14 protein-coding genes are annotated in these 17,762 nt (G+C 62.0%); 2 read left to right on the plus strand and 12 right to left on the minus strand.

The window, feature by feature from the left end; all coding sequences use genetic code 11:
• Positions 1 to 9: 9 nt before the first annotated feature.
• The 5 genes from ACJJV6_RS13190 to ACJJV6_RS13210 all read right to left on the minus strand — a co-directional run bounded on the left by ACJJV6_RS13190 (position 10) and on the right by ACJJV6_RS13210 (position 5,930).
• Entirely contained in the window at positions 10 to 2,520 is a 2,511-nt protein-coding gene (locus ACJJV6_RS13190; RefSeq protein ID WP_407709131.1) for a sigma-70 family RNA polymerase sigma factor, read from the minus strand.
• A 78-nt stretch (positions 2,521 to 2,598) separates the two neighbouring features.
• On the minus strand, positions 2,599 to 3,342 hold the full coding sequence (locus ACJJV6_RS13195; RefSeq protein ID WP_407709132.1) for a hypothetical protein: 744 nt from the start codon (positions 3,340 to 3,342) through the stop codon (positions 2,599 to 2,601).
• Between the two features lie 8 nt (positions 3,343 to 3,350).
• Positions 3,351 to 4,328 carry an IS481 family transposase gene (locus ACJJV6_RS13200; protein ID WP_407709133.1) on the minus strand — a complete coding sequence of 326 codons (978 nt, stop codon included), beginning with the start codon at positions 4,326 to 4,328 and terminating at the stop codon, positions 3,351 to 3,353.
• Positions 4,329 to 4,395: 67 nt separating this feature from the next.
• The gene (locus ACJJV6_RS13205; RefSeq protein ID WP_407709134.1) at positions 4,396 to 5,367 is read right to left on the minus strand and encodes an NERD domain-containing protein; all 972 of its coding nucleotides are present in this window, start codon (positions 5,365 to 5,367) and stop codon (positions 4,396 to 4,398) included.
• Positions 5,364 to 5,930, minus strand: coding sequence for a hypothetical protein (locus ACJJV6_RS13210; protein ID WP_407709135.1), 567 nt, complete (start codon positions 5,928 to 5,930; stop codon positions 5,364 to 5,366). The genes ACJJV6_RS13205 and ACJJV6_RS13210 overlap by 4 nt, the downstream gene beginning before the upstream one ends.
• Positions 5,931 to 6,731: 801 nt before the next feature.
• On the opposite strand from ACJJV6_RS13210, the gene ACJJV6_RS13215 reads away from it, so the two are divergent.
• Positions 6,732 to 7,796, plus strand: a complete 1,065-nt coding sequence (locus ACJJV6_RS13215) for a hypothetical protein (protein ID WP_407709136.1) — start codon at positions 6,732 to 6,734, stop codon at positions 7,794 to 7,796.
• Positions 7,797 to 7,830: 34 nt separating this feature from the next.
• Here ACJJV6_RS13215 and ACJJV6_RS13220 read toward each other — a convergent pair whose 3' ends face one another.
• Genes ACJJV6_RS13220 through ACJJV6_RS13235 form a run of 4 tightly spaced genes read right to left on the minus strand, consistent with a single transcriptional unit; the run spans position 7,831 to position 12,935 of the window.
• Positions 7,831 to 9,393, minus strand: coding sequence for a TY-Chap domain-containing protein (locus ACJJV6_RS13220; RefSeq protein ID WP_407709137.1), 1,563 nt, complete (start codon positions 9,391 to 9,393; stop codon positions 7,831 to 7,833).
• A 22-nt stretch (positions 9,394 to 9,415) separates the two neighbouring features.
• Complete coding sequence (locus tag ACJJV6_RS13225; protein WP_407709138.1) at positions 9,416 to 10,417, minus strand: sigma factor-like helix-turn-helix DNA-binding protein; 1,002 nt, start codon at positions 10,415 to 10,417, stop codon at positions 9,416 to 9,418.
• Positions 10,418 to 10,446: 29 nt separating this feature from the next.
• Positions 10,447 to 11,976, minus strand: a complete 1,530-nt coding sequence (locus ACJJV6_RS13230; RefSeq protein ID WP_407709139.1) for an ADP-ribosylglycohydrolase family protein — start codon at positions 11,974 to 11,976, stop codon at positions 10,447 to 10,449.
• Complete coding sequence (locus ACJJV6_RS13235; protein ID WP_407709140.1) at positions 11,973 to 12,935, minus strand: ARPP-1 family domain-containing protein; 963 nt, start codon at positions 12,933 to 12,935, stop codon at positions 11,973 to 11,975. Before ACJJV6_RS13235 ends, ACJJV6_RS13230 begins: the two co-directional genes overlap by 4 nt.
• A 93-nt stretch (positions 12,936 to 13,028) precedes the next feature.
• On the opposite strand from ACJJV6_RS13235, the gene ACJJV6_RS13240 reads away from it, so the two are divergent.
• Positions 13,029 to 13,700, plus strand: a complete 672-nt coding sequence (locus tag ACJJV6_RS13240; protein WP_407709141.1) for an NUDIX hydrolase — start codon at positions 13,029 to 13,031, stop codon at positions 13,698 to 13,700.
• A gap of 488 nt (positions 13,701 to 14,188) precedes the next feature.
• On the opposite strand, the gene ACJJV6_RS13245 is transcribed toward ACJJV6_RS13240, so the two are convergent.
• The 3 genes from ACJJV6_RS13245 to ACJJV6_RS13255 all read right to left on the minus strand — a co-directional run bounded on the left by ACJJV6_RS13245 (position 14,189) and on the right by ACJJV6_RS13255 (position 17,699).
• Positions 14,189 to 15,355, minus strand: coding sequence for a TRAFAC clade GTPase domain-containing protein (locus tag ACJJV6_RS13245; RefSeq protein WP_407709142.1), 1,167 nt, complete (start codon positions 15,353 to 15,355; stop codon positions 14,189 to 14,191).
• A 132-nt stretch (positions 15,356 to 15,487) separates the two neighbouring features.
• Entirely contained in the window at positions 15,488 to 17,074 is a 1,587-nt protein-coding gene (locus ACJJV6_RS13250) for an SIR2 family NAD-dependent protein deacylase (protein WP_407709143.1), read from the minus strand.
• 46 nt (positions 17,075 to 17,120) lie between these two features.
• Positions 17,121 to 17,699 (minus strand): hypothetical protein, encoded by a 579-nt coding sequence (locus tag ACJJV6_RS13255; RefSeq protein WP_407709144.1) that lies wholly within the window; start codon positions 17,697 to 17,699, stop codon positions 17,121 to 17,123.
• Positions 17,700 to 17,762 lie beyond the last annotated feature (63 nt).

Consider the following 17,762-nt stretch of genomic DNA (forward strand, 5'->3'; position numbering starts at 1 on the left):
TCGTGCAGGTCATGCAACACCACCATAGTTGTACTCGCGAAGGGACTGGGATCGTTCTGGTTCTCTGAGCAGAGCCATGGTCTTCGACTCGATCTGGCGGATACGCTCTCGCGTGACGCCGTAGACCTTGCCGATGGCATCGAGAGTCTTTTCCTCGCCGTCGTCCAGGCCGAAGCGCATTGCAATGACGCCGGCCTCCCGTTCAGTCAGCGTGTCCAGGACTGCATGAACTTGTTCCTTCAGCTGTTCCTTCGCGATCTGCTCAAGAACATCCACGTGCCAGGGATCGAGGAGCTGGTCCGCCAACGGCTCCAGGCCGCCCCTGCCGTCCGGTGCAAGGTAGTCCAGCGAACGCACAGGCTGGTCCAGTGAAAGAAGATGCTCCACTTTTTCAGCCGACTGATCAGTGAGCTTGCCGAGTTCCTCAAGGCTGTACTCGAGGCCCTTCCGGAACGCATCGCGTTGGATCGTCTTCACTTTATTGATCTGCTCCACCATATGGACCGGGAGCCGGATGACCCGGGCCTGGTCGGCCAATGCCCGAGTGACGGCCTGCCGGATCCACCACGTAGCGTACGTGGAGAACTTGTTGCCCAGGGTGTAGTCGAACTTGCAGACTGCCCGGTGGAGGCCGATGTTCCCTTCCTGGATCAGGTCCAGCAGGTCCATGCCCTGATACACGTATTTCTTGGCGATGGAAATGACCAGCCGGAGGTTCGCCTCGAGCAAGGCGTCCGCGGCGCGCTCGCCGAGCGAGGCAATTGTGCGGAGTTCCCGAGCTTCACGGCGCCCGCGCGGAGTACCGTCAGCCAGCAGGTGCGCAGCGTAAAGGCCGGCCTCGATGTCCTTGGCGAGCTCCACTTCCTGCTCGGCTGTCAGCAGATCCGCGCGGCCTGCGCGCTGCAGGTAGTCCGATACGCCGTCGTCGCTGAAGCCCTCGAGCCCCTGAAGTTCTTCGACCCGGCCGGAATCCTCAAGATCGAACGACGTCGGTGCGCTTTCGCCGTCGTACTCCACCGAAGGTTCCCCCACAGGCTCGGGCGCGCTGCCGCTCTCCGGTCCGGCGCTGTGACCGGGCGAACCCGCTGTCGGCTCACCATGCTCGGGCTCCGAAGCCTCCTCAGGTTCGGCCTGGCGGAGGAACTCCTGCAACCCGTCAAGGTCCGACTTGATGTCGAAGAAGCCAACGTTACGTGCGAAAGGCAGCACCTTGCCGAGGAATTCCTCGCCCTGGACGTTCGGGTCTTCCACCGTGCCCTTGGAGTAGAGGACAACCAGCCGGCCCGGCCGTCCGTCGGCCTTCTTTCGGATGACACGGCCAAGGCGCTGCACCATCTGCCGCTGGCTGCGGTTGGCGGCAACGATGATCCCGAGGTCGGCCTCAGGCACGTCGATGCCCTCATCGAGGAGCCGCGGCGCGGCCAGAATCTGCGATGCGCCGGTACGGAAGTCTTCCATGCCCTGCCGCCGGTCGTCCTTGGCCATCCCGCTGAACACGGCCGATGCCGAAGACCCGAGGGACGTATACAGCTCCTGCGCCCGCCGCGCTGACTCCTGGGTCTGGGTGAACACCAGCGTCCCGCGGGATTGGTCGACAGTCTCCTTCAGGGCTGCCAGCGCCAGGTATTTCGTCTTGGCCTCAGCAAGCAGGGTGAGCCGCGAGGACATGGCACGCATGTACTTCCGCGCAATCGTTGCTTCCCGGCTGGGCGAATCAGAGGCGGCGAGAGCAGCCACAGCGGCAATGAACTGCGGGAACGGCCGCCGCGGAATGCCAGCGTAGGACTCAAGATTCCGTGCCGCCTCCACCATCACAGTTGAGAACTCGTCGTAGTCCGCCTGCTCCGAGGGCACAAGGTCAACGCCAACAAGGGCGATGTCGAAGGGCGCAATGACCTGGTCTTTCAGTGCCCGGTCGTACCAGAGGTTGTAGATGACGCCGCCGAAGTAAGGCGTCAGGAGGTTCTCGTGCTCGCCGTCCGCCCTTTCGAACGTGGCTGTCAGCCCAAGGCGCCAGGCATACCCTTCCTGCAGGGCGCCGGTGAACATTGGTGCCGCGTAACGGTGACACTCGTCGGCGATAATCAGGCCGGCCTTGTGCGAACGCAGTGTTTCCCGGTTGGACGCCGAATGAACGATGGCCACGAGGATGTCGACGTCATCAAGGGAATCGGAACGGCCATCGCCAAGGGCGCCACGCCGCGCAGCGGGCAGGTCGCGGCGCAGGGACACCAGCCATTGGCGCTGAAGCTCCGCTGTTGGTACCAGGATCAGGACCTTGATGCCCTGCCGGACTGCTTCGAAAGCCGCGGCGATCCCCACGCGTGTCTTACCGGAACCGGTGACGGCTTCCACGACGCCGCGGCGGGCGTTCGAGTGCCACGCCTTCAGCGCTTCCTGCTGCCAGGGATACAGGAAGGTGTAGTCGTAGGAGGCAGGCACCGGTGCGGGCGAGGCCGGGACGGGAACCTGCGGAAGCGTCGCGACCGGGTGGGACCCGGCGTCGGCTAGTTCTGGCATTTCATCCCCCACTGGACGGTTCTGATCTGGTGCCTGAAGACTATGCGGAGGCACCGACAATATAAGTGAGCGCCGCCACTACCCGCTTGCAAGCACCGGCTTCCACGCCTGCGTGCGCGCCAGCGCGAGCTTGAGTTCCCGCCCGCCTGCCTCCTCCAGCAGCCCGGAATCACCCACAACCACCAGCAGGCTCCGCGCCCGGGACAGCCCGACGTACAGCTGCTCCGGAGCCCGGCCCATGTCCTTGAAGCCGTTGACGCACAGAACAACCACAGACCGTTCCAGGCCCTTGAAGCCCAGGACATGGCCGTAGAACTCGGCTTCGTTAGCGTGGAATTCCCGCCAGTATTCCTCGGTGGCGTCCCGCTCGAAATAGTCCAGGTGGATGGGGTGCCGGTCCTTGGTGGTGAGGAGCGCGATCTGGTTGTTGGCCCAGCCTTCCTCAATCAGTGCCTCGACACAGTCGCCCGCGACGTCGAGCGCGTCCTCCGTGGGGCAGTCCACAAACCGTACGGGCAGTCCCGTGCTGCCCCGCGGGGTGAAGTGCTCGCCCGCAAAAGGCCGGAAGGACTCGGCGATCTTGCGGGTGTTGCGGAGGTTGTCGTCGATGTGGATGGGCACCAGCGTGGCCATCGGACCGCTGGTGAGATCCGCCGTCGCGCCTCCCCAACGCTGGTAGACGTCCTGACGGTCATCCATGAAGGCGTACACCTCGCCCGCGGAGGGATCCGTGGTGCACGCGAGCAGCGCATCCCACCAAAGAGGGGCGAAGTCCTGTGCTTCATCGACCACCACGGCGTCCAACCGGTCCCGCGGGTCCATTTCAGCCGCTAGTTGTAATTCCCATGGAGGTTGTGAACGCGGCTGATGGGGGTTTTGCCTCCGATGCCGGTATGGGTTCTGTGGTGATTGTAAGCGTGTAGCCAGTCGGGGTAGGAAGCGGCGCGTTCGGCTTCTGATATGTAGGGTCTGGCGTAGGCCCATTCGGTGGCAAGGGTCCGGTTGAAGCGTTCTACCTTGCCGTTGGTCTGCGGCCGGTAAGGGCGGGTTCGCCGGTGCTTGACCTGTGGGCCCAGGGCGGCTGCGAAGGCTTTGGAGCGGTAGCAGGCTCCGTTGTCGGTGAGGACGGCTTTGATGGTGATGCCGTGGGCCGCGAAGAACGCTGCGGAGCGGAGCCAGAACGCGGCAGCGGTTTCCTTTTTCTCGTTGTCGAGGATCTCTGAATAGGCAAGTCGTGAGTGATCATCAACCGCATGGTGCAGGTAGGCGTACCCGACGCCGGCGTGGCGGTTGCGCTTACCTCTGGCCCGTCCAAGGGTGCGGTGCCCGCCTCCGGTCGGTATGCGGCCGAGCTTCTTGATGTCGACGTGGACGAGGTCCCCGGGTTTGTCGTGTTCATAGCGCTGCGGTGCGAGCTTTCGGACGGGCAGGCCGGTTCCCTGGTCAAGGCAGGCTAGCCGCGGCATCCGGTACCTGACCAGGACCTTGCCGACGGTTGAGCGGGCCAGGTGAAGGTGGGCCGCGATCCGATGGGGACCCCATCGCCGATTGAAACGCAGCGCCAGAATCCGCCGCTCCGTGCGTGCGGGAGTCCGGCGGGGACTGCGCCGTGGTCGGGACGATACGTCAACCATTCCGTCCTCACCCCGGGCCCGGTACCGGTCCACCCATTTCTTGGCCGTCGCTGGCGAGCACTGGAACCGGTCAGCTGCCCGGCGGAGCGTCCATCCCTGCTCGATGACCAAACAGGCGAGCTTTCCCCTGGCTTTGGGTGTGAGGTCGGCGTTGGCATGGGTAACGTAGGACACGAGGGCCTCCTGGCATCGAGATGAGTGTGGTAACCCAAATCGATACCGGAGGCCCTCGCCCTTTACATCACGCCACGCTGTTCACAACGTCCGTGGGAACTACAGCTAGTTCCTTGAGGAGGCGGGGCATTTCGACGTCGAAGTAGTCTTGCCCCTTGCCGTCGGGCACGCCCAGCCCGCGCACGTACTCGTGGAACTCGCCCGTGAACACCGGCTTCGCCTGGCGCCACGTCGCCACCCGGTCCTGAAGGTACTGCCCAAGGCCCTTGTTGTAGCAGAACAGACCCACGCGCTTTCCCTGCTTGCTGAGCAGCTTGGCCTTTTCGACGGCGAGCCACGTCTTTCCGCTTCCCGCGCCGCCTGTGAAGCGGATCCGGGGGAGTGAGCGGGTTGCCTGCAGCAGCACGGACTGGCGCTCCGTGAGGTGGTCCTGGGCTGCCTCGTCCTCCTGGGACGTGGTGGAAGGCGCGACGGCGGTGTCCAGGTTCCCGCCCAGCTTGCGGACGATTCGCTCGAGGAAGACCGGTGCCAGAGGGGCGGCACCGCCACCTTCGTTTTCGATAGCCTGGCGGACGAGATCGGCGGGCGACTTGCTGTCTGTCTGGTCGAGGATCAGCGACCGCGGGCACCCGGCCATGGTCCAGTCCCTCGGTACATCGGTGTAGGGCAGGCTCACCATGTAGACGCTGCGGCTGCTGATACGGGAGCCGAGCTGGTCCTCTAACCAGTTTTTAAGGGCATGCAGTGAGCTCTGTGACTGCGCTACTGGGCTCTGGATCTTGCGCTTCTGGCTCCGGTCCGACAGGTACCACTGCCCGTCATTGATGCTGACTTGGCCGCCCTTGACCTCAATCGCAGCCATGCCCACAGTGGGCCAAAGGACCAGCAGGTCTATCTCATGCTCGCTGCGGCCTTCACGAATTTGAACGGAGTGGGCCAGAACGCAGTCATCGGGCAGGCTACTTTTCAGCGCCTCCCAGACGGCCTTCTCGGCGTGAAAACCTTCGCCAAATTCCGGGTCGTCCGGAATGCACCTCATCGTGCCCCGACTCTGGTGTCATGAAAGGGGGCCAGCCCGAATTGGGCACGAATATCAGCCAGATCCCGCGTGTTCCGGTCGATCTGCTTCATCTGGTCCTTTTCGATAATTGAGGAAAGAATGCGATTCGCGATCGCAAAGCCCACCAGTGCGAAGGATGCCCAACCCGCGGCGATGATAAATTCCGGCATGGTGAGGAACGCGTTCTTCAGGGCAATGACATTGTTTAAGTTGCCCGTCAGGCCGTCCAGGATGTCGTTCAAGGTTTCGGTGACCGGCTGGAAGAAGGGTCCTGCAGACAGTTCAGGGCTCTGAAGCGTTGCATCTCTCCCGACGGACCAGCGCGGATCCATGAGGTGCGCAAGGATATAGAAGACAACCGCGAGATTGGCCGCGGCAAAGGCCGCGGTACCTGCGGTGGCGGCGGTGACAAGCCTGGCGGTGACTGTCAGGGGAGTGGACACACGGCTTCCGAGTAGAAACAGGAAGCCGACAATCACGGCAGCGGACAATACGAGATTCCTGAACGTGTCTACGCTGGCTCCGCTGAGCATTTCCATCACTGGTATCAATCTTTCCACTGCTGCGCATTTGCACGCGCACGGTCTTAGGCTCCGGCCACCGCAGCGTGGGGTTGCTCCTCGCTGAGTTCAGAAGATGTTTCAGATCATATTTGTATCAGCACTGTCCGAGATTATTTGTTCTGGACGGATCGCGGCTCAAAAGTGTCTTGAACTGGTGCTTCCCCCGGCCGCCTGAGGCACATTCAGGAATACGGATCTGATGACTCTTGAAAGCGTCGATGCACCTCAGGCCGCTACCCCAACTGCGAAGCGGGTTGGAGCGGACGAAGCCCGGCCAAGACTTGTTCGACTTGCTTTGCATTCAGCCGTTGGTGCTGGAAGAACAGTTTGTCCTGCCCCGTATCAAAGACTTCATACCCATCTGCCCTTTTGGTTCGCTGCAAAGCTACTCGAGGCATCTTCGCGAGGCCTTGGAAGCATTATGAATAACGGGCGGACAAACGTTGTGACTCAGTGTCGGTTCTTGGGCAATACACTTTCTTCCAGTCCTCACCACCGATCGGAGCCTTGCCCATGAATAACCTTCCGATAGTGCTCGGGACGATGCCTGACGGCCGTCGTCTCCACCTCCTTGACGCGGCTGGACGTTGGCCAGCAGGCGGAGGTGTTCTACTGATCCGCGGGGATGGGCCAGTTACGAGGGGGAAGACGTACCTCGACGAGCTCGTCAGTCAGTTTTGCCGTACGAGTGCGACACACGTCATCGACCTCGTCGAAGGTGACTACAGCTGGATGCTGGAAGGCATGAGGACACTTTCCAGATCGATGGGGGAAGCCTGTATGAAGGTCGGGGAGATCTTTGGGGGAATGCATGAGGATCCTCGAGGTACAACGGTCATCGTCAATGGCGCTGAGTTTCTCCATGCTGAGGCCCATCAATACTCATCACTGCTTGCCGAAAAGCTCGACAGGCTAATCGCTCGCCCCCCACAAGGGGGAGCGTCCTTGGTACTGGCCGGCCGCGACTTGGATGTAGACAAGCTTTTGGTGGGCGAATCCAATGGTGCCCATCGTATTCAGTTCGGCAGTCGCGGCCAGACGAATACCGATCAATATATGCTCGGTGACCTGCGGGATGCCTTCATCCCTGAGGGAACGGCCATTTATGAAAGCACTGCGGGATCCCAGTCAACCTATTTCAGCCCCTTTATAGGGTCGGATGGCAGATCCTTGGAAGATGGTCTTTTGGAGCTGCCGATCGGGATTGGCGGGGCCAATTTCTCGACAGCGTGGGCACAAAACCTGGTGGTTTGCGGCGGTTCATGGTCCGCCAGATCACGAGTGATTGCAGGAATGGCTCAGGTTGCTCAGGAGTCCGGAGTGCATACTTGGGTTGCTACGGCGGTCCCAGATTCAGCTCTCAGTGCCAATTGGCGACACCACCGAGGAAGGCTCGCTACCGGAGTGGTGCAGGCGCGTGAACTCCTGCGGCTCGTGTGCGATCGGGTGTTTCCTCGCATCGATGCCTGCCGCACGTTGAACACCACGAATGTAAGAGATGTTCGAATACCGGTCGACTTGGCACTTCCCCTGGCGATCTTCATTGACGACCTTGATGCCCTCACCGGAGACAGTACAAACCTGCCGGAAGTCCTGGAGGCAGCCAAGGCGGTGGAAACCCTGCTCGATTTCCTTGCCAAGACCGCCAGTCAAACTAACGTCACCCTGGTAATCGGCAGTGCAGCTACATTGGCAACAATTTCTGCGCATCGAGCGCTTTGGAACAGCGCCGCACAGCTACAGCTCGGCTCGTCCACTCCTATTCCCGGTTCCGACGAGGCGGCGTTGTATTTTCCCGCACCTGGCCTTCCTGCCGTGACGCTCGAGAAGGCCGAGGTGCAATAGCCGCCGCGGAGATGGTTCTCCGGGTCCTTCTAGCTCAGCTCGCATTTCGCAACGTTTGAACTTCGCCCTCCAGCGCTCGGTCTATTGTCACGCCGCCGTCAGGGCCTGGGCCGGAGGGAAACTCACCTGTGCTCCAGCGCAGTCTTTTTGCGTCCTGACAGCGCCGCCCGTGCCTTAGGCCCCGCACGACTGCGTGTCCTGCCTCACCCAGTGAAACCCGTTCCTTGAACCAGTTTGGAGCCGCCTCATTCGGTGCTGACCAGCCGTTTTTCTCGAAGTAGCGCGTGTCTATAGGCCACTCGGCCGCGGACAGATATTGCTCTGAGACGATCTCGCACCACACACCGTCGGCACTTGGTGTTGCTTGGGCATAGGGCCTGGTCGTGACCTCCTCATCTCCGTCGTATTCGACGCGCAGGAAGCTGTTCCATGGCATCTTTGCTAGGAGCTGACCGATGAGTTCGCCTGCTTGGTGCCACTCCTCGGCCTCACGTCGGGATTCCGCTTCGTTGATCGCCAAGCTTTCATCCTCAAATCCAAATGGAAAGCCCCAGTAGAAATGGTGGGTGTCCGGCTCTTCGTCGCATTCTTGTTCCTGTGGCAGTACAGCTTCGATCGCTTCGTCCCAGCTGCCATAGTGGGCGATCAACTCCAGAGCGGAGGGGCGATCCTGGCGGATCGACATCTCCGCAAAAACCCACCGGTCATAAACGTTGATGTCCGTCGGGTACTCGAAGTCGATGCACTCCTCGGTGAAGTCGTCGAGAGCTTGGAAATAGTCATCTTCGCTGAACCTGTGGTCGGCGGAGAGTAGCCCCAAGCCCAGAGAACTCAGAGCGTCCTCCCAAAACCCCTGGCCATACCGCCGAATGAGCTGGGGCGCCGGAACGGGCCACGGGTTACTCTTTTCGCCACTGACATGCCCCAAGTCGCGGCGGGCTTTCTCCGCCGCATCTTCATAAGCAGCACAGGACAAGGTTGTGATCTTTCCCGTCCGAATAGCCAGCGCCGTGGGCTCAACAACCGCCAAAACCTCCGCCGTACGGAGGTAGGGGACGGTTGGGTGAAACAACTCGCGCAGCTCGCCGATAGCCTCAAGCGACATCTTTCCCAAGGCCAAGGGATAGTCCGGTGCGATTCCGTGATGCTTCCCCATCACGTAGAGCAGGCTCAGTTTGTCACCAACTCGCCGCGGGGAATTCTCCAGGCCGGGCTCCTCACTGGGGATGCCTGGAAGATGCAAAAGTTCAGCTGCCACTTGGACGTCGATACTTTTTCCGAGAGCGTCGAGAATCACCGGTATTTCGGAGGATTCAATGCCCGAGTCGTCCAACCTTGTAATCAATTCCCGGTTAGTCCACATGGAGTCCATGGTTGCCTGGGTCCTTCGCCGAACTGATCGGTACCGTTCAAGCTCGCCTCTGGACGTGGTGGACCGCTTGACGAGCGCCTGACAGATGTCATCTGCCGTGCCCTCGAAGTTCTCCGCCATTGCCCGAAGTGGATCACCCCTTCGGTAGGCCTCCAACAATGCTTCTGGCTCAAGCACGTAAGCCGGCGGCATTTTGATCCCAGGTGTGAGCGACTGTTCACGCATTACGGCCCCCTCCTCCAAACGCCTACTCCTGTATCGAACGGACGGCGTTCGACCACGAGCCGTAGATTCCTCGTACCGCGGCTATGGATGGTCTTTCTCGGCCCTCAGCGCGCTCTGCCCTTGCCCAGGCGTCATATCCCGCGTTCGTCGCCTTCGTATTGGCTGCCCGTGCAGCCGAGCAATAGTCTCGAACAGCATTGTCATAATCTTCGCGCTTGAATTTGACCAGACCCTTCGGCCGGCCCTGTTTTGTGGTTCCAATTCCCATGGCTTCAAGCGCGTCATTCCAGCTTCCGAAGCGCTTCATCAAGGTTTGGCCCGTTGGTGGCCAAGCGTTCGAACCTTTGCGAGAGACCAAGCCCAGGGCGGGGATCAGCTCCCCACGCAGCCGGTGATAGCGCTGCGCCGTGATGCTGGCAGACGGGTTTTCTTCGACGTGCTTCTGCGCCGCTCCGATGACCCCGAGGATGGTGGCCACATCATCTGGTGTCACTTCTGCTGCTTCAAGCGCGCCACGGAGCTCGGAAATCAGGGACAGTTCAAGATGTACAGCGGCCCACTCCCTATCCGGGGGGAGGCCCAAATCAGAACCCAGCAAGTACCAGATGCCGGCAGCTACCGCTTCCTTAGAGAAGATATCGTCCGTTTGGCTGGAGTCAAAGACGATGTCGGAGGACCTAAGTGCGTCTTCAGCGAGTTCTCTATTGATGCCCGGATAGAGACTTTCAAGCCTGTTGATAGCGTCTACACGGGTGCACCCACGGCGTGCCATATGCCGGGCGAGTTCCTCATAACTAACGAGGAAGGCTCTGTAACTGTCCTGAACGAGAGCTTCTCGATCGGCGGCCCTTTTTTTGCGGGATTCCTCGGCGTTCGTGCCGCCCACTTTGGCGATGATCTGCCGGACCCGCTCACGGGTAATGCCGAAGCTCTGGCCTATGGCGTCCAGCGTCTCACCGTCGGCGTAGCGCTCAACCATTGCAGCGTCGCGCTGCTCCCGGCTGAGTTCAGGAGTTGTTGTCATGGTCATATTCCTATCAGCAGCATCGGACATTAGTGGGCACCTGCGCCCGTGGCACCGCCGGCTGCCGGACCGGAGGTGGTTTCGGCATCAATCAGCACCTGCATGAAGAGAGGATTTGGCCGCGCGTTGGGCAGTGCCCGCCGCACATCCTCCAGCGCCTCCAGCAGAGAAATCCGAGCAACGCGGGCACCGTATAAGGCAGCCACAGTGGGCGTCCTGGACTCAGCCAGAACACAATGCAGCAACACCGTCTTGCCCTCCGCCCGGTAACGTTCGACGGCGGCGGCCGCCTCCCGAAGGACAAAGGCCACATGCGCGTTGTCGCCTTCAACAGGGGAGTCGACGACCCAAAACGTCGCGTGGTCTTCAGGAGCTACGCCCGGCACATCCAGCGTGCCCAGCCGGCAGAGCGACACTACGGCGTCAATTCCCAGCTCAGCCACCCGCTGAAGCGAGCCGACCCCACCGAGCCACACGCCCTCGTCGTGCGGGTGCCGGACCAGCGCATCCGTGCGGCCCCACATGCTGTAGTCGTGCCGTTCGGCGCGCGGCCAGGAGGTGGACCGGCTGCCCTCGCCTCGGCCAAGCTCCATGCCCAGCATCATCAGGTCGCGGGCACGCAGACCCGGCCAGCCGTGCAGGCGCTGCCGCCACTCGAAGGGCACCGCGGTGTAGCCGTACGCTGCGCCGAGCAGCCCGCCGGCGATGGCCGCGACAGTATCGGTGTCCCGGCCGCCACGCACCGCTTCCTCAAGGGAAGCCCGGAGGTGGGCAGGTCCTGACGCCGTCCGGCCGGCGTAGTGGATCGCACTCCATGCGCCCTGGAACGCCTCAACCACCCACCCGTTGCGGACGAAGTCGCGGGGACGTGACCGCTCCGCCGCCTCGATGCGCTTCAGCCACAACGCCGCCCGTTCGGAGGAAAGCAGCGGCAGGCCGGCCCGCACATCGAGCTGCCCGGTGAGGACGGCGTGACGGACCGCAAGACACCACAGCCCGCAGGCCTCCTGCGCGTCGGGATCCGCGTGGGTCAGTGCGCTGAGAGTTCCGGCGGCAGCCAGAAGTTCCGCGGGATCCCGGCGGAGGTAGGCCAAGGCTAGTGGCGCCGTCCGCATCAGGGAACCGTTCCCGGCACTCCTGCCGGTGCGGGTGTGGAAGTCGGCTGCCGCGGCGGTGAAGTCGGCAGCTGTAACTTCAGGGCCGCCCGCGGAAGCGAGCCGGCGCGCGGCCGCGATGAGGCTGCTGGTCTGCGCGCCCACGTCCTTCGCCTCGGCCGCCCATGCAGCCCAGGACCGGACAATCATGGTGAGCGCCGCCGGGGAGGAGGCCCCGCCGTCGGACGGCTGCTCCAGCAGAGCTTCGGCTATGGGGATGGCCATGGAGGTGTCGTCCGTCCACTCGGCCGGCGCGAACCCGAAAGGGCCCCCGCCTTTCATGCTGACTTCGGTCCCGTCCGGCAGCGGGGCACCGAACTCGTAGCCGGCACCGAGGGCGTCGCCGGCAGCCAGAGCGACCAGGACGCCGGCGGCACGGTCATTCTGCAGGGGGTTCAGGTTCATGCCATATCCATCAGGGGGTGTTGTGTGTTCCAGCCGGTGAGGTGCGCCAGTTGCGGGCGGCGCTGGGGGAGCGCGACGGCGATTCCGGCGGCGGTTATCCGTCCCGCGCTGCGGGAGACGTTGCGGCTGCGGAGGGAGCCGTGGTCCCGGACCTCCAAAGCTGCCGGGCCGTCGTCGAACATTCCAAACTCCATCGCCTGAACCTGGGCGGCAAAGTCGCGGGCCCGCTGGCCGGACATCGGGCCCGACGCCAGCGCCTGGGGCGGCAGGAGTTCCAGATCCAGCAGTACCGCCTCGACCAGCTGCCGGTAGTGGCGGCGGAACAGCGTGCTGGTGCCGAAGACTTCCAGGAGCAGCGGCTGGTGCCCGAGCCCGATCACCACGCCGCGCTGGCCCTCGAGGGGTTGCGGGGCATCGGCGGGGTCGAAGCGGTTCCGGTCCTCCTTGTCGTCCGCGAACCAGTCCAGGTGCTGAAGCAGTGAGCTGGTGGCGGAGGCACCCCGGGCATTGTCGAAGCGGTTGACCCGTTCCCAGATTCGGTCCTGCCGGTTGCTTCCGCGCCCGCTGCCGGCGCCGGTCAGCTCGGCCCGGACGTTGAGCGGGGCACGGCGTGCCTGGCGGCGGTGGCTGCTCTGGCCTTCTTCCCAGCGGCCGGCTTCGACGCAGAAGGTGTCGATGTCGCGTGTCTCACCCGTGCCGAGGACGACGTCGCGGGCGCAGGTTCGGTGCTGCTGGCCGCCTTCGAGCAGCTCGCCTTCCAGCAGCAGTGCCGGGTTGGGGCCGTTGTTGGTGACGGTGAGGCGGGACACCTGGGCGCCGCTGGCCAGTTCGGTGACGGCGACGCTGGCGTGGGCGCCGGTGCTGATGCCGAGGCTTCCGGGGGCGGAGGTCCAGACGGGGAAGATGCTGAGCGGGCCGAGGCTGGTGCCGGCGCCGACGTGAAGCTGTGGAACTTTCATGGTGACCTCCTGGAGATTTATCGCATTTCTGCGCTAATTGACTCCAGTATGCATATGTTGCTTCTTTAGCGCAATACTGCGATAAATAATGATGTGAAGGATTCCAAGAACCGTCCAGGCGCGTCCCTGCTCGACTATCCGCGCCCGTCGGTGGCGGTGGATACCGCGGTGCTGACTGTTGCTGAGGGGAGCGTGTGCGTGCTGCTGGTGCGCCGCGCCGAGGACCACCAGCACGGAAAGTGGGCGCTGCCGGGGACGTTCCTGCGGGAGCGCGAGACCCTGGCGGATGCGGTGCTGCGGTGCCTGCGGGAGAAGGCCGGGATCTCGGGGCGCGTGCCGCGGCAGCTGCAGGTGTTCGACGAGCCGAGCCGCGATGACCGCGGCTGGGTGCTGTCGGTGGCGCATGTGGACGTGGTCCCGGTGGCGGAATTGGAGGAGGCGTTGAGGTCCGACGGCGTCCGGCTGGCTTCCATGGACAGGGAACCTGAGCTGATCGTCCAACTGCCCTATGGGCACGCCGACATCGTGGTGAAGGCGGTGGAATGGCTGCGGGCTGTTTACGCGGAGGCGCCGGATCCTGGCGCGCTGCTGGACGAGCCGTTCACGCTGAAGGAGCTGCGGGAGCTGCACGAGGTGGTGGCAGGCGCGCCGCTGATGCGCGACACCTTCCGGCGGTTTATGGAGCCGAAGCTGGCCGGGACCGGGCAGACGTCCGATGGGACGCGGGGGAGGCCGTCACGGTTGTGGGTGCGGGTGGAAGAGTAAGTCAATCCGCCAGGCTTCAGTTCGGAGCAGGGTCCAACGCGCCGATAAATCGGGACTCGCATCGGCATGGAACTATATTCCTGGCTGGTCAGGCCGCAGTGACCATCCTGGTGGTTAAGAACCGTTGGTGCGCGGTTGGGGTTGCTCCCAATCACGGGCGAAGTCATCCTTCACAAGGGGCCAGACCAGATGGAATCCGTCTTCTACGGAGCTGACTTTGGCAGACAGTGGAGGAAAAAGCACAAATTCGTGGGGGATCACCCTGCCTGCTGAATCGCGACGTTCCTCCGGATCTAGAAATCGAAATGCAACTGTATCTGCGATTCCTTGGAAGGCCTCCGGGGTGTCCTCGACTCCAGAAAACGCGGCTTCATAAACTTCAAGCGGGTTAGACCGACCTCCAGTGCGCAGGAACCGGAAGCCCCAGTTCTTCCCGCGAGTAGCCCAAATTAAGGCAATCTCAGGCTGGGCGGAACTACCATCGGAGGTCACGCGCGGCTCCGCAGTAGGACCTTCTCACCATCACCGCGGTCCAGCTCCAGTTGGAAACCGGTCAACGTTTCGGCGAGGAAATCGTGTCTTGCTTTCGCCTCCTCATGCATGTCCAGCACTCTGTTCCCCACGAGATCGAGCACGGTCTGCATAAGGAAAGGGCCTACCAAGGCCACAACGTTGTTGATCGGGCCAGGAAGTCGTGCTAGGAGAGGGCGCAGTCTATCGTTGCCAATGAAATCGGCCACCGGTTTGGCGTTACGCAGCAAATGCTCGGCCACCTTTGCGCCTTTTCGCATTGCGAGGGCCCAGCGCACGAACCGAGAGAAGGGAAGCATCGCCGCAATCGGCAGGATCAAGTCCAACCCCACACGCTTGGTCACCTCAATTTTCCCCGGCTCGAACTGGGCAGAGGAGAGCAGCACAAAATCGTCCCCCACAGACAACGCCTCAGGAACCTCCACGAACGTTGCAATCACCCCTTGCAGTTTATTCAGCTCTGCTCCGGCTTTTTCTACGAGCAGGTCCCGGAAATCGATCACATCCATTTCCGGCAGAAGATCCGCCTTCGAAAGCGCCATCAGCCAGATCCGCGGGAAGGTCACCAGTGGTTTGCCATCTTGCAGAAGGTTGTCACGCAGCTTGAGCAGCTGAGTGCTGAAGCCGGTCAAAAGATGCTTGAGGTACCGCTCCTCTTCGCCCGCGTTGTCGAGAAGCTTCTGGCCATCTACCAACACGAGCGCGACATCGGAACTTAGCAGAGCTTGGAATGTGTTGATCCGCCGCTTCGCTTCTTCCGGCTCGCTCGGCTCCTCTTCGAACCAGTCACCGGGGTAGTCGTGCCACACAAGGCGCAGTTCCTCGGGGACGTTCCTCCTGACCCTGGCAGCCGCTCCCGGTTTACGTTTGATCGAAAACGCGTACGAAGTGGCAGAGAACCTACTTGTCATCGGTAGCGCGGCTGAGTTTTTCATACCGAGGTAGTTCTGATGCAAACGGCGACCTTGGGCGCTATCGACTGCGAGAACGTCAAACTGTTCCGTGCCGGAGAGTAGCTGCTCTACCGCTAATCCGTAAAAGGAGGACAAAAGCACCGTCTTGCCGCTTCCGCTCTCTCCGAATACGGCAATCTGCTGCTCTCGTGCGACCTTGTGCTGTTCCATGGAACGAACTTACGGCGACGAGTGATAGTTGGGCCCCTCTAAACCGGAGTGTGTCGATACCCACGCGATGATTGACGTTCTAAGGCCTGAGACGCGACATTTTTCACGAGGCCGCAAGGGGAAGCAGATATCTCAGCGTTTGGTGCCTTCATCGAATCCCAGCTCACCCAGGGCTTTGTCAATCACGCCCCACACTTCCGCCGTTCCGGCCGACCGTTTCTGGCCGGCAAGGGCGAGGAGTTGCTTGCGTAGGTCGAGTTCGTCGTCGGCCAGGCCTTGGTTGTAGGCCGGGGCTAACAGATACGAGTGGTTGTCGGTTGCGTACGCGGCCAGCATGTCGAGGAATATTTCAAGGTCCCGTCCAGCTGTCGCGAGAGCCTTGCGCACTTCCTCTTCGCTCGCGTCCTGCGCTGGTGCACCGGACATGGGAAGGATATCCAGCTTTCCAGACCAGACGAGGCTTTGCAGCGGATCACTGAAGAGTGACAGCACGGTCCCCATCTGGTGCTCCTTGGAGCCCGTTCCCGGAAGCGCCCGCCTGACATCGTGGACAATCTCATGGAAGTGGTCATCGGCGAGCCCGAACCCCACAAACAACAAGTGGTGGGTCAGCAGGTGTGCCTTGACCAGAGCGGATAGCGCTTCCCGGTTGCTGTTGTACCCCAGGTAGTCGTCACGGGTCAGCACAATACTTTCGGGCGCACTGACAGAACCATGGAGTTTGAGCAGCCAGTCATTGCCAACCGCAGGGATGTTCTCGGGCATGACCGTTCGCGGCCGTTGCGCGTCTGCGCAAGCCATTTCGAAAAGCCGGTCATAGTTCAAAGTAATCGCCCCGGCAGAGGGCAGCGCCGCGAGAAGCGCGGGTGCAAGCCCGTACCTCGGCAGATCCACGGCAGCGGCCACCGCTTTACCAAAGGCGGCCCGCGATCCATGCTGATCGGCATAGAGCTGCTCCAGCACTCCGGCTTGGTCCAGGACATCCAGCCTGTCAAAAGCCGCTGCCTCGCCTGCGGCGAGACGGACACCACTTCGCAGCCTGTCCAAAAGCTGGCTCCAGCTCGGGGCGCCGGCGCTGACGCTCACTCCAGCGCCCAGGAACGGCACAAGGTGCCCGGTCCGTGCAGCCTGCCCCAAGGACGCGGCTTTCTCCTGTAGGCCATTCCCGAGAGAAGACCAGGGGGACCCATCAGCGGCCTCACGCCGAAGTTTCTGGGCCAACGAGAAAGCTGACTTGTCTTTGAGCACCAGCACAATGTCGACCCGGTACTGGTTGGCCAGCCTAAAGGACGCATCGAGAATGGCGCGCAATGCAGCGCCAAGATGGTTCCCGGCACCGCCGCCGGCGGTTCCGAAGAAGGGTAAAGCAAGGAGACGGTTGGGTCGGTGGTCCAGTGAGCCAGGCAAGGCCTTAAGCGCGTTGAGCACGAACGCTTCAAGACGTTCTGCTACGACGGATGGGCTCCAGGTGCCGTCCTCTGGGACAGCCGTCATCACCGGAAGCGGCGCCGCGGCATCCCATGGATGGAGCGGCTGGGCCAAGGCATTGCCGTTACGGAAATCGTCTGACGCCGACGCCGCGGCGAGCGCACTCAGGTCCGGATGGGCCCGCAGCCAGTGGCTCTCAATCTTGACGGAGGAGTCTGTCGGCAGGAGCCAGGCGTCACACCTGAGGTTCAGGATGTCGGCCAGGGCTACGAAAACGTGCGGCTGCGTCATACAGCTTGTCTATCAGATTGGGCCAGCGCCCCATGCCGGTCGCTGGTTAAAAGATGGCGTGCAGTATCCGGTCGCGGTTTCGCTCGAACGCAGCTTGACCATTGCCGTCGGGTGCCGGTACCCGGATTACGGGAGGAAGCCCCATCGCTGGCACCGCCAGATCGCGCAGAGCGTCATAGTAAGCGCGCTGCCTCTGGCGACCGCCAGGGCCAAAAGCTGCAGCCGTCTTCGACTGTCTGTACTTGTCAGCAGTCGGCGCAAACCGTCGGCAGAGTTCTTGGTATTCGTTGAGGTCGAATCCCAAAGGATAGCCGGTTGGATAATTATCGAATGATCGCAGCCGAAAGCTGGTGAAGTGCTGCAATTCGTCGATCTCAATGATCGTTCCGGTCTGCGTGTGCAAAAAATCCCCTGGTAGGGCTGTAGTTCGCTTGGCCGCCTGCTCTACAGGGCTACCGCCAAGGGACAAGAAGATGGAATTTAGCGGACCGGTCACCCCGAAAGCTTGATCGGGCAAACCGAAGTGTCCTCTTTGGTTGAGCCATGGCTTCTTATACCGAACCAGTTCCACACCTTCACGCCGGGCAGCTTTCATAAAGGCATTTTCACAGTCTCCAACGGGCATACGGAAAGTGTAGTGGCTCCATTCTTTGCAGTGTTTAGGTTATGTCTTCAGTCATCGAACAAA

This window comes from Arthrobacter nitrophenolicus, assembly GCF_045833485.1.
GTDB lineage: Bacteria > Actinomycetota > Actinomycetes > Actinomycetales > Micrococcaceae > Arthrobacter > Arthrobacter nitrophenolicus.

What these genes read in the sequence shown, in the direction of transcription:
- ACJJV6_RS13190 (WP_407709131.1), bottom strand. Translation starts at nt 2,520, where the DNA reads ATGCCAGAACTAGCCGACGCCGGGTCCCACCCGGTCGCGACGCTTCCG.
- ACJJV6_RS13195 (WP_407709132.1), bottom strand. Translation starts at nt 3,342, where the DNA reads ATGGACCCGCGGGACCGGTTGGACGCCGTGGTGGTCGATGAAGCACAG.
- ACJJV6_RS13205 (WP_407709134.1), bottom strand. Translation starts at nt 5,367, where the DNA reads ATGAGGTGCATTCCGGACGACCCGGAATTTGGCGAAGGTTTTCACGCC.
- ACJJV6_RS13215 (WP_407709136.1), top strand. Translation starts at nt 6,732, where the DNA reads ATGAAGGTCGGGGAGATCTTTGGGGGAATGCATGAGGATCCTCGAGGT.
- ACJJV6_RS13220 (WP_407709137.1), bottom strand. Translation starts at nt 9,393, where the DNA reads ATGCGTGAACAGTCGCTCACACCTGGGATCAAAATGCCGCCGGCTTAC.
- ACJJV6_RS13225 (WP_407709138.1), bottom strand. Translation starts at nt 10,417, where the DNA reads ATGACAACAACTCCTGAACTCAGCCGGGAGCAGCGCGACGCTGCAATG.
- ACJJV6_RS13230 (WP_407709139.1), bottom strand. Translation starts at nt 11,976, where the DNA reads ATGAACCTGAACCCCCTGCAGAATGACCGTGCCGCCGGCGTCCTGGTC.
- ACJJV6_RS13235 (WP_407709140.1), bottom strand. Translation starts at nt 12,935, where the DNA reads ATGAAAGTTCCACAGCTTCACGTCGGCGCCGGCACCAGCCTCGGCCCG.
- ACJJV6_RS13245 (WP_407709142.1), bottom strand. Translation starts at nt 15,355, where the DNA reads ATGGAACAGCACAAGGTCGCACGAGAGCAGCAGATTGCCGTATTCGGA.
- ACJJV6_RS13250 (WP_407709143.1), bottom strand. Translation starts at nt 17,074, where the DNA reads ATGACGCAGCCGCACGTTTTCGTAGCCCTGGCCGACATCCTGAACCTC.
- ACJJV6_RS13255 (WP_407709144.1), bottom strand. Translation starts at nt 17,699, where the DNA reads ATGCCCGTTGGAGACTGTGAAAATGCCTTTATGAAAGCTGCCCGGCGT.